This window comes from Bartonella sp. AA9NXGY, assembly GCF_042196845.1.
Classification (GTDB): Bacteria; Pseudomonadota; Alphaproteobacteria; order Rhizobiales; family Rhizobiaceae; genus Bartonella.
On the sequence record NZ_JBHIRB010000030.1, the window covers coordinates 1 to 8245 of the forward strand.

Consider the following 8245-nt stretch of genomic DNA (forward strand, 5'->3'; position numbering starts at 1 on the left):
AGTCCTGTGGTAAGAGCTATTGAAGTAATAATACTTATCCGCAGGAAACGGTTTACGAATCCGGAAAGTGGCATATCTATAGCGCCACGGATGATAAGCCATCCGTAGATGATGAAAGCGATAGTGATTCCAATTGAAACGAAGGGTGTAATTGTAACAATTGCTTTTGAGGAAACATCCGTGACATATGTTTTTGTTATCTGATCAATTTTATTGAAAAGTTGCGTGAAAACTGTAAAGTTCATGGAATTCCTCTTTAACGAATTTTCAACTTTTTATATGATTTTTAAGCATTTTTCGTTGAACTTTTTAAGGATAAAATGAAACTTCGTAGACCTTTTCGATCTATGAGAGAGAATTGAGTATTACGCATTAACGTTTTCTTTTTACGAGCATACAGGGAAATAATATACAAAATGTTATTATAAAAGCTTTACCTAATAAATCTTATGGTAGGCATTTTCGTGTTTTTACTATTCAAAATTTTTATGTTATGCTTATCTTTCTGTTGTTTGATAAGTGTATGTTCAGCATTGCGTAAATGTGTAACCATTTGTAGTTTTGCTGTTTCATTTTGTAGCATAGCAAGCATTCCAATTATATGTGCTTGTAACTCGGCAATACTTTTTAGATCTTTTGTTGTCGTGATTTCTTTTAATAGTTCTTCAATTTGCTGAAAACGATTGTTTGCTTCTTGAAAAGTTTTTAAACTTACGGCTTTATCAGTGATGGCTGCATATTGGATGCGCTTGTTGATAAAACTGCTAGATTCATGGATAGTGACAGGAATTTCTTCTTCTTTTAAAATATTTTCAAGTGATTTAGATAGAGCAGAAGGTTTATTTCTATTGTAGAGATTCTCTGGATTTTTGAGAAAAAAGCTACTGTGATCTGTTTGTACATTTTTAAGTTTTTTAGTATTGAATTTTTGGCTTCCCGTTATAGACTCGTGTATCTTTTTTACTTCCTCAAGGTGTTTTTTTAGCATATCGAGAAGTTGGGCATCAGATGGCGCTTTCTTTTGCTGTGGAGTTTTTTTAGACTTTGATCTATTTGAAGATGATTTCCCAAAAAAATTGGGCCACGTCGTTGGGACTGATGCTCCCAAATCCGCCGCTCCAGCGCCCCAAACCCAAGCCATCGCTGGGTTTGAAATCCCTAAAGTTATTACAACTACTATTGAAATGACCTTTTTTTTCATGTTTCCCTCCTGTCATTTTTTGCGTGCTGTAAGAAAATTGGCAACCATATTGCTGGATCATCACCAACTTCTGCGATAATGCTTTCGGCTAACTCTGCGTTATCAGGTGTACCTGATAACACCAAGAGCTCGTCACTAAAGTCGTGTTCGATGGCTTTTCCATCGCGTGTCAGGTGGAATTTACCAAGATTCAGTTCTGCAAGCGCAGATTGATCACCTTGCTTAATGAGGAATTGGCGACTAAACTCACCAAGTCCTTTAACGAGTTCAAATTCGGCATCTGTTAGTTTAAAGCCTTTTGTATAATCTTCATAATTTGCTTTGGGATTGGCTAGAAAAATGTAAGTTGCACACTGTTGAATGAGTGTTTTGGCAATATTACTTTCCAAGGCATCGCTAGGCTCTTGTGTTGCATAAACAAAAATACCATTTTGTTTACGGATAGTCTTTTGTTTATTTTTCGCTAAATCTTCAAAGTACGGATCTTGCAAAGGCTTCCAAAACTCGTCAAAGATATACATAAATCGCTGTCCGCTAATCATGCCTTCTGTGCGGTAAAGCAAATACATCATCACTGGAGTGCGAGTTTCAAAATTATCTAAGAACTCCGTGATATCAAAGCCGTAAATTTGATGTGTTGAGAGATCAAGAGCATCATGGGGATTATCAAACAACCACCCATAATCACCACCTTCACACCATTTTAGTAAGCGAGCATGAACAGATGGGTGAGCATTATAATCACTTAAACGTGGATTTGGTAAAAATTGTACTAGAAAGGACAAACGACGGAGTGATTGGTCAATGTTACTGCTCATAACAGACATAACCGCTTTGTTAATTTCTTCCTCGTCGTGATGCGTGACCTCACCACCAGCTTCTGCCAATTTTTTAACAAATTGTTTCAGAAAAATAAGATTTTCTTGTGTGGGTGGGAGTTGGAAAGGATTGAAACCACTTTTTCTGCCTGGCTTGAATGTTAAATATTTTCCACCCATCGCTCGAATGGCAATTTCCATGCCACGATCTTTATCAAAAACAACAGTTGTCGGCTTAAATTTTTGTGCTTGTGCTAACAAAAAGCCGAGTAACACGGTTTTACCCGAACCAGATTGTCCGATAAGCGCGGTATTACCAAGTAAACGTTTATCTGTCGAGTCCTCTTCAAGTTTGGAGGCATGAAAGTTGAAATAAAGCGGTGTTTTACTGGTTGTTTTAAGAATTGTGACGGCTGGACCCCATGGGTTACCAGTAGGTTTTCCTGACATAAAATTATGAAAAGATGAAAATGATAAAAAGTTCAATGATGTAATCGGAGCAGGACGCGGTCTCCATTTCCAATTGCCAGGAAGTTGTGCCCAATAGCCAGCCTCTATTGCTAAGTCTACAGGTTTGGGCAGTACCGCAACGTCTAGTAATGCTGCACTTGCTTTGGCCATATGGTCGCGAACTTGTTGAATTGTATCACCATAGATCGTCAATGTGCAGTGATGTTCTCCCATGACAAAATGCCCACTGATAAGCTGGTTTAGTGCTTCGTCAATTTGTTCAATTTGGCTCGTTGCCACATCTCGTGCATCAATCAGATTACGCTGATGCCGTTGTAAATAATCTTTAGCAGCATGTCGGGAGAGAACTGAAAAGCTCTGCGTCAATACGAACTCGAAGTCACTTTCCAACAAAACATTCAATTGTCCTGGTTTGGTTGTTGCATCATATTCTTTAATTTCCAGCATTCCAAATCGACGCATTCCACTGGTTGTTCGCAGTTCACCAAGAGCGCCCCATTTTGAGAAAAAAGGTCGATTGACAGACATATAGTCAGCAAAACGGTCATGGCAAATTGGCATAGGGCGATATTCACCATTGACAAGCATTCCAAGGAATTCAAGTGCAGAAGAATAAGCATGCCCATTTTTTTCATAAGCACCAAGAAGTTCTGCACCGTAACGGTTTAAAGATTGACCTAAAGTACGATTGATGTCATTGAGTTCTTTTATACATGTGTCTTGTCGCATCTTTTTTTGATCAAGCGTTTCACGTTCATGCTTAGAAAAGAACGACATAATTTTATCCGCTATCGGTTGAAAAATGACAGTCAGATATAAATCATTGACCATCAAATTATAACCAGTAAAGCTTTGTCGATATTTTTCATCAAGCTGATAGCAAAACATTTGATCAAATGTTGAATCAGGATATTCATAAACACGGCGGCGCACAATATGTGCCCAAAATGATAAATTGGCCGATGCAAGCCCCCGTAGAGTATTGTTAAGCTCTTTTATCCATTGAAAAATATCTTCTTCTGAAGCGCTTTGATGCGAACGCCCGTCAATTTTCCAAATTGACAAATATTCCGCATTTTTAGTAGAAATAATCGTATCTGTAATATGATGTGAATAAGGCAGAAACAGGCTTACAGGTGCCTCTGATGCAAGGCGTTTGCTGCTTTCAACAGCTGTCATGTTTATCTCCTTTTACTATAATCAGAGGGACTATAACTTGATGCGCCCCAAAAACTTTTGTTGCGATTGCGAAATTTAGTATCGATCCATAACCACCAGATACGAAACGCCTTATCATCGTTTTTAGTAATTTGCACCATAATAAACCATAATGGAGGCGCTATAATCCACAAAAAGATACTTACTGTCATAGCAATAACAGCAACCCCCATAACCATAACGATAAATGGCATCATGGGGACACCCCATATCGTTGGAACACGTGTTGCTCCTTTGAATAGGGGGAATTCTTTTTTTTCTTGCGATTTCATGGAACGTTCTCGTCACTGGAGGTGAAATAATATGTGGCTAATATAAAAAGCTGCACCAGCAATAATGACACTGAATGCCCATCGCATAAATGTAGCTCTTGCGATAATGCGAAATATATAAATAAGCAAAAGTAATAAAAGAACGATAGCAGCAACGATAGGAATAATTATACTTAATCCATATTGCATCCCTATGAAAACATCTAGACTCTTTGTTTCCGTCTGAGCATATGCAGATTTAGTTATTAATAACATAATAAAAGTTATAAAAATAGCACTAATCTTACATATTTTTGATTGAAGCGTATTTAATTGTTTCATATCCTTTATCCCCTTTTAATTAAAGTTGCTATAAATAATATTCCTTTTTTCGTAGTATGAGCGATATTATTACTGGTACAAATCTATAATCAACGAACATTAAAAACATTACGTATTATACTAATTTATGCTTGACCTGTAAATAGCAGTTTAGCAAGTTGGGTTGCCGAGCCAGCAATGACAACGCCGATTGCCCACCGTACAAACGTATCTTTTCCTATATAGCGGCCTGCGTAACCAATTGCTAAGCACAAAAGTATCACGGCAGCAGCAACAGGAATAATGTGATCAATAAGATCTTTTTTTAGAGCATCTAGAGCTTTTTCAGCATGAGCTAATTTTGCACTTGCATATGCAGACTGTGTTATAAAAAATGCAATTATAGCTGTAGAAATTACTATGATTCTGTTGTTATTTTGTGTTTGGACATTAATTAATTTTCGCATATTTTACTTTCATTAAATTTTCATGAATATTTTATATTTTTTAACATAAACAAATTACTATCTTTATATGTTACAATTAGAAAATATAAACTCTTAATTTAAAAACATTATGTATTATATCAGTTCATTAGTTACCTGTAAATAACAGTGTAGAAAGTTGTGTTGCTGAGCCAGCAATGACAACGCCGATCGCCCACCGTACAAACGTATCTTTTCCAATGTAGCGCCCTGCATAGGCAATTGCTAAACACAAAAGTATAACAGCAGCGGCGAGAGGGATAATCGTTTTTAAGTCATTTTGGAGTGCATCTAACGCCTTTTTTGCAGGATCTAATTTTACATTTGCATATACGGGATTCGTTATAAAAAAGGCACTTAGAGCTGCAGAAATTACGATAATTTTGTTATTATTTTTTAATTTGAGATTAATTAATTTTTTCATATTTTACTCTTATCAATACTTTGTATATTCTTAATATAAACGAAATATCACATAATATGTTTAAATTTATCAAACATAAACTCTCACATTAGAAACATTATGTATTATAAAGACTCACACTTGCCCCTTGAATAACAGGCTCGCAAGTTGGGTTGCTGAGCCAGCGACGATCACACCGATTGCCCACCGTACAAATGTATCTTTTCCGATGTAACGTCCAGCATAACCAATTGCTAAGCATAAAAGAATAACGGCAGCAGCAACAGGAATAATATTAGTAGTAAGATCTGTTTGCAGAGTTTTTAAAGCATCTTCAGCTTTTAGTTTTGCATACGCAGGATGTACTATAAAAAATACACTTATAGCCAAAGAAATTGCTGTGATTCTGTTGTTATTTTTTAATCGGAAATCAATTAATTTTTTCATATTTTACTCTTAATTAATGCTCTTATTAATACTTTGTATTTATTATTATAAAATATATGAGATTCTCATATGTGTATAATAATTAGATATAAAACCTTATGATAAAAATATTATGCGTTATATAGACTTACGCTTGCCCCTTGAATAACAGGCTCGCAAGTTGGGTTGCTGAGCCAGCGATGACAACGCCAATCGCCCAGCGTACAAATGTATCCTTTTCTATGTAGCGGCCTGCGTAACCAATTGCTAAGCATAAAAGTATAACAGCAGCAGCGACAGGAATAATATTAGCATTAAGATCTTTTTGGAGTTCTTCTAAAGCTGTTTTTGCAGGAGCTAAACCTTGTACTTGGGCCCATACGGGATGTGTTATAAAAAATACAGTTATAGCCGTAGAAAGTGTAATAATTTTGTTATTGTTCTTTGATTGGAAACTAATTAATTTTCGCATATTTCTCTCATTAAGACTTTAAATAACATTTTGTATTATAGTTGTCATCTTTAATTTTAACTAACTGCACCTTTGAATAATAGCTGAGCAAGCTGGGTTGCTGAGCCAGCGATGACAACGCCGATCGCCCACCGTACAAATGTATCTTTTCCGATGTAGCGTCCCGCATAACCAATTGCTAAGCATAAAAGTATAACAGCAGCAGCGACAGGAATAATATTAGTATTAAGATCTTTTTGGAGTTCTTCTAAAGCTGTTTTTGCAGGAGCTAAACCTTTTGCTTGGGCCCATACGGGATGTGTTATAAAAAATACAGTTATAGCCGCAGAAAGTGTGATGATTTTTTTATTGTTCTTTGATTGGAAACTAATTAATTTCTGCATATTTCTCTCACTAAGATTATAGACAACATTTTGTATTATAGTTTTCATCTTTAAACTTTAATTAACTGCACCTTTAAATAACAAGTTCGCAAGTTGGGTTGCTGAGCCAGCGATAACAACGCCGATTGCCCATCGTATAAATGTATCCTTTTCGATGTAACGCCCTGCATAGAGAATGGCTAGGCATAAAAGTATAACAGCAGCAGCAACAGGAATAATATTAGTAGTAAGATCTGTTTGTAGAGCTGTTAAAGCTTTGTTTGCAGGTTCTATTGCTGCACATGCAGGATTTCTCATAAAAAATATAGTTACAGCAGCAGAAATTGCTGCAACTTTGTTGTTACTTTTTGGCTGGAGGTTAATTAATTTTCGCATATTTCTCTCATTAAGACTTTAAATAACATTTTGTATTATAGTTGTCATCTTTAATTTTAACTAACTGCACCTTTGAATAACAGTTGAGCAAGCTGGGTTGCTGAGCCAGCGATGACAACGCCGATTGCCCATCGTATAAATGTATCCTTTTCGATGTAACGCCCTGCATAGAGAATGGCTAGGCATAAAAGTATAACAGCAGCAGCAATAGGAATAATATTTTTAACAAGATCATCTTGCAAAGTGTCTAGAGCTTTTTTTGCATTTTTTAATTGCACTGCATATGCAGGATTGCTAATAAAAAGTACAGTTAAAGCAGCAGAAATTGTTATAATTTCATTATTATTTTTCTGGAAATTAGTTAATTTTCTCATATTTAGCTTCATTGATTTATCATAAATATTTTTTCTACGAAATAAGAAACAATTTCATTGATGTATAATGAAAGCATTGAAATCCAAAGTTTCTTTTACAAAAAATATTTCTTATTCCAAAAGATTTATCAGTTAGGTTTAAATAATAAACCGGCAAGTTCAGCTGCTGAACCCGCGATAACGACACCAATTGCCCACCGTACGAATGTGTCTTTTCCGATGTAGCGTCCTGCATAACCAATTGCTAAGCATAATAGTATAACAGCAGCAGCGAGAGGGATAAGCAACTTTAAGTCATCACGGAGTTTTTCTAAAGCACCTTTTGCAGTTGTTAATTGTTGAGCATACACAGGATTGGACATAAAAAATACAGTTAAAGCTGCAGAGGTTTTAGTAGCTTTATTCCGAATTATTGTTTGAAGAACTTTTGATTTTTTCATATTGTTTATCTCAATTTAGATTTCGCTTTAGGATAAAAAGATATTTTATACAGCATGACTTTTTTATTACGCGCTTTTGAATAACATATTTGCAAGTTCAGCTGCTGAACCAGCGATAACGACACCAATTGCCCACCGTACGAATGTATCTTTTCCGATGTAGCGCCCTGCATAACCAATTGCTAAGCACAAAAGTATCACGGCAGCAGCAATGGGGATAATCGTTTTTAAGTCTGTTTGGAGTGCAGTTAAAGCTTTGTTTGCAGGCTCTAAAACTACTGCTTGGGCTAACACAGGATTAGCGATAAAAAATACAGCTGAAACTGCAAAGTTTTTAATATTTTTATTATGAATTATTCTTTGAAGGATATTTGATTGTTTCATATTTTTATCTCAATTTATATCACATTGGTATGAGTAATCTCTTTTCTTCAATATGTATTTTTATTGAATACAATGAAAATACTGAAATCTAAATTTTCTTTCATGAAAATTTATGCAGTTTTAAATAATAAACCGGCAAGTTCAGTTGCTGAACCAGCGATAACGACACCAATTGCCCACCGTACGAATGTATCTTTTCCGATATAGCGCCCTGCATAACCAA

General features: G+C 35.7%; 14 protein-coding genes and 1 pseudogene. All 15 read right to left on the minus strand.

Going from position 1 to position 8245, the window contains the following annotated elements; translation table 11 throughout:
- A partial coding sequence (locus tag ACFIM6_RS09045) for a type IV secretion system protein (RefSeq protein ID WP_375612561.1) occupies positions 1 to 245 on the minus strand: 245 nt, incomplete at its 3' end.
- A 188-nt stretch (positions 246 to 433) separates the two neighbouring features.
- Positions 434 to 1201, minus strand: coding sequence for a type IV secretion system protein (locus tag ACFIM6_RS09050; RefSeq protein WP_375612562.1), 768 nt, complete (start codon positions 1199 to 1201; stop codon positions 434 to 436).
- Positions 1198 to 3669: a VirB4 family type IV secretion/conjugal transfer ATPase gene (locus ACFIM6_RS09055; protein WP_375612563.1), complete on the minus strand. Its 2472-nt coding sequence runs from the start codon at positions 3667 to 3669 to the stop codon at positions 1198 to 1200. The genes ACFIM6_RS09050 and ACFIM6_RS09055 overlap by 4 nt, the downstream gene beginning before the upstream one ends.
- Before the next feature lie 2 nt (positions 3670 to 3671).
- Positions 3672 to 3980 carry a type IV secretion system protein VirB3 gene (locus ACFIM6_RS09060; protein ID WP_375612564.1) on the minus strand — a complete coding sequence of 103 codons (309 nt, stop codon included), beginning with the start codon at positions 3978 to 3980 and terminating at the stop codon, positions 3672 to 3674.
- A 12-nt stretch (positions 3981 to 3992) separates the two neighbouring features.
- Positions 3993 to 4301, minus strand: coding sequence for a conjugal transfer protein (locus ACFIM6_RS09065; RefSeq protein ID WP_375612565.1), 309 nt, complete (start codon positions 4299 to 4301; stop codon positions 3993 to 3995).
- A gap of 125 nt (positions 4302 to 4426) precedes the next feature.
- Positions 4427 to 4747, minus strand: a complete 321-nt coding sequence (gene trwL, locus ACFIM6_RS09070; protein WP_375612566.1) for a VirB2 family type IV secretion system major pilin TrwL — start codon at positions 4745 to 4747, stop codon at positions 4427 to 4429.
- A gap of 127 nt (positions 4748 to 4874) precedes the next feature.
- Positions 4875 to 5189: a VirB2 family type IV secretion system major pilin TrwL gene (trwL, locus tag ACFIM6_RS09075; RefSeq protein ID WP_375612567.1), complete on the minus strand. Its 315-nt coding sequence runs from the start codon at positions 5187 to 5189 to the stop codon at positions 4875 to 4877.
- 114 nt (positions 5190 to 5303) lie between these two features.
- A complete protein-coding gene (gene trwL, locus ACFIM6_RS09080; protein WP_375612568.1) occupies positions 5304 to 5615 on the minus strand; it encodes a VirB2 family type IV secretion system major pilin TrwL in 312 nt (103 codons plus the stop codon).
- A gap of 127 nt (positions 5616 to 5742) precedes the next feature.
- Positions 5743 to 6066 (minus strand): VirB2 family type IV secretion system major pilin TrwL, encoded by a 324-nt coding sequence (gene trwL / locus ACFIM6_RS09085; protein ID WP_375612569.1) that lies wholly within the window; start codon positions 6064 to 6066, stop codon positions 5743 to 5745.
- Positions 6067 to 6122: 56 nt separating this feature from the next.
- The gene (gene trwL / locus ACFIM6_RS09090; RefSeq protein WP_375612570.1) at positions 6123 to 6449 is read right to left on the minus strand and encodes a VirB2 family type IV secretion system major pilin TrwL; all 327 of its coding nucleotides are present in this window, start codon (positions 6447 to 6449) and stop codon (positions 6123 to 6125) included.
- A gap of 57 nt (positions 6450 to 6506) precedes the next feature.
- Complete coding sequence (gene trwL, locus ACFIM6_RS09095; RefSeq protein WP_375612571.1) at positions 6507 to 6824, minus strand: VirB2 family type IV secretion system major pilin TrwL; 318 nt, start codon at positions 6822 to 6824, stop codon at positions 6507 to 6509.
- 56 nt (positions 6825 to 6880) lie between these two features.
- A complete protein-coding gene (trwL, locus tag ACFIM6_RS09100) occupies positions 6881 to 7198 on the minus strand; it encodes a VirB2 family type IV secretion system major pilin TrwL (RefSeq protein ID WP_375612572.1) in 318 nt (105 codons plus the stop codon).
- A gap of 128 nt (positions 7199 to 7326) precedes the next feature.
- Positions 7327 to 7638: a VirB2 family type IV secretion system major pilin TrwL gene (gene trwL, locus ACFIM6_RS09105; protein ID WP_375612573.1), complete on the minus strand. Its 312-nt coding sequence runs from the start codon at positions 7636 to 7638 to the stop codon at positions 7327 to 7329.
- Between the two features lie 66 nt (positions 7639 to 7704).
- Positions 7705 to 8022 (minus strand): VirB2 family type IV secretion system major pilin TrwL, encoded by a 318-nt coding sequence (gene trwL, locus ACFIM6_RS09110; RefSeq protein WP_375612574.1) that lies wholly within the window; start codon positions 8020 to 8022, stop codon positions 7705 to 7707.
- A 110-nt stretch (positions 8023 to 8132) separates the two neighbouring features.
- Positions 8133 to 8245, minus strand: a pseudogene (locus tag ACFIM6_RS09115) (conjugal transfer protein); the annotation flags it as partial.

Bases quoted from the DNA above. Each gene is read 5' to 3' on its own strand.
- trwL (WP_375612571.1), bottom strand. From the start codon at position 6,824: ATGCGAAAATTAATTAACCTCCAGCCAAAAAGTAACAACAAAGTTGCA.
- ACFIM6_RS09065 (WP_375612565.1), bottom strand. From the start codon at position 4,301: ATGAAACAATTAAATACGCTTCAATCAAAAATATGTAAGATTAGTGCT.
- ACFIM6_RS09055 (WP_375612563.1), bottom strand. From the start codon at position 3,669: ATGACAGCTGTTGAAAGCAGCAAACGCCTTGCATCAGAGGCACCTGTA.
- ACFIM6_RS09060 (WP_375612564.1), bottom strand. From the start codon at position 3,980: ATGAAATCGCAAGAAAAAAAAGAATTCCCCCTATTCAAAGGAGCAACA.
- trwL (WP_375612566.1), bottom strand. From the start codon at position 4,747: ATGCGAAAATTAATTAATGTCCAAACACAAAATAACAACAGAATCATA.
- trwL (WP_375612567.1), bottom strand. From the start codon at position 5,189: ATGAAAAAATTAATTAATCTCAAATTAAAAAATAATAACAAAATTATC.
- trwL (WP_375612572.1), bottom strand. From the start codon at position 7,198: ATGAGAAAATTAACTAATTTCCAGAAAAATAATAATGAAATTATAACA.
- trwL (WP_375612569.1), bottom strand. From the start codon at position 6,066: ATGCGAAAATTAATTAGTTTCCAATCAAAGAACAATAACAAAATTATT.
- trwL (WP_375612574.1), bottom strand. From the start codon at position 8,022: ATGAAACAATCAAATATCCTTCAAAGAATAATTCATAATAAAAATATT.
- trwL (WP_375612568.1), bottom strand. From the start codon at position 5,615: ATGAAAAAATTAATTGATTTCCGATTAAAAAATAACAACAGAATCACA.
- trwL (WP_375612573.1), bottom strand. From the start codon at position 7,638: ATGAAAAAATCAAAAGTTCTTCAAACAATAATTCGGAATAAAGCTACT.
- trwL (WP_375612570.1), bottom strand. From the start codon at position 6,449: ATGCAGAAATTAATTAGTTTCCAATCAAAGAACAATAAAAAAATCATC.
- ACFIM6_RS09050 (WP_375612562.1), bottom strand. From the start codon at position 1,201: ATGAAAAAAAAGGTCATTTCAATAGTAGTTGTAATAACTTTAGGGATT.